Source organism: Pseudoalteromonas sp. KS88, assembly GCF_004766475.1.
GTDB lineage: Bacteria > Pseudomonadota > Gammaproteobacteria > Enterobacterales > Alteromonadaceae > Pseudoalteromonas.
In genome coordinates this window covers 1-1388 of sequence record NZ_PYHV01000050.1, presented here as the reverse complement: position 1 = coordinate 1388, position 1388 = coordinate 1, and the positions used below count along the sequence as shown (strand labels likewise).

Below are 1388 nucleotides of genomic sequence, written 5' to 3'. Positions count from 1 at the left end.
TAACGAATGATATGGACTCCCCACTCAGCACATTTTTACCAATGTGCCATAGTGAAGTTGATTATAAGCTTCAAATATGAGGAGTCCATATGTCTGTAATTAAAGCTGTTGGCATTGATTTAGCCAAGTTAGTGTTTAGTATTCACGCTATTGATGAGCATGACAAGTGCAAATTTCGCAAAACTGTTAAACGAAACAACCTATTAGCTGAAATAGCTAAATTACCACCGTGTATTATTGGCATGGAAGCATGCTCTGGCGCGCATTACTGGGCGAGAGAGTTTACCAAACTTGGGCACGATGTTCGTATTATGGCATCTAAGTTTGTTATCCCCTATCGTCAAAATGAAAAGAATGACGCGAATGATGCAGAGGCTATTTGTGAGGCCGCTACGAGACCTAAAACACGCTTTGTCAGTATCAAAAGTGAAGAGCAACAAGCCGTTTTATGTTTACATCGCATTAGGCAAGGCGCTATAAAAGACAGAACTGCACGTATTAATCGATTACGGGGATTGCTTGCTGAGTTTGGCATTATCATGCCTAAAGGTCGCTACCCAGCACAAAAAGCGATTTATGAAATACTGGAAGATGCCCAGAATAATCTTCCATTTCTTGCCAGAGAGTTACTTAATGACTTATGGCTCAATATTAAAACCCTGAATGAAGAAATACTCAAATACGATAGAAAACTTTATGCGTTAGCCAAACAAATGAAAGATGCCAAACGTTTAATGAGTATTCCTGGTATTGGTGAAATTACAGCAACAGCTGTTGTAGCGACCGTTAATGACGCTAAGCATTTTAATAGCAGCAGATCATTTGCTGCATGGATTGGTTTAGTTCCGCGGCAATATTCAACAGGTGGAAAAGCGCACCTTGGGCGAATTAGCAAACGCGGTGAAAAACATATCCGCACTTCACTTATTCATGGCGCAAGAGCTGTTATTGCTAACTGTAAAAACAAAACCGACCGTACGAGTATGTGGGTAAAAGACCTTGTTGAACGACGAGGGTTCAAACGAGCCACTGTTGCGCTGGCCGCTAAAAATGCCCGTCTAATATGGGCTCTATTACACTCAGAAAAAGAGTATCAGGCTGACTATGTGAAATGATTTTTTAAAGTAGTAAGGTAAACCAAAAGGTTAACCCCACCGAGTCTGTGCATTAGCAATTGACGATAACACGGTCAGACCGAGAGCAAAAAAGCCTGTTTAATCGGGAAGAGATTATTAATTAATACTCTGTTTAACGAATGAGGCATTGCTCAAGCGCAAATCATCAGGGCGATAGCGTAACAAAGCTAATAAACGCCGAATGTAGAGCTGCTGTCAGATCTTCTTGTTGTCAGAGATGCTATTGCTTGACAAAGGGGAGTCCATGTAGCC

General features: G+C 41.1%; 1 protein-coding gene. It reads left to right on the top strand.

What is annotated here, in order from left to right; genetic code table 11:
• Window positions 1-89: 89 nt before the first annotated feature.
• Complete coding sequence (locus C7Y70_RS20400) at window positions 90-1115, top strand: IS110 family transposase (RefSeq protein WP_135476849.1); 1026 nt, start codon at window positions 90-92, stop codon at window positions 1113-1115.
• Window positions 1116-1388 lie beyond the last annotated feature (273 nt).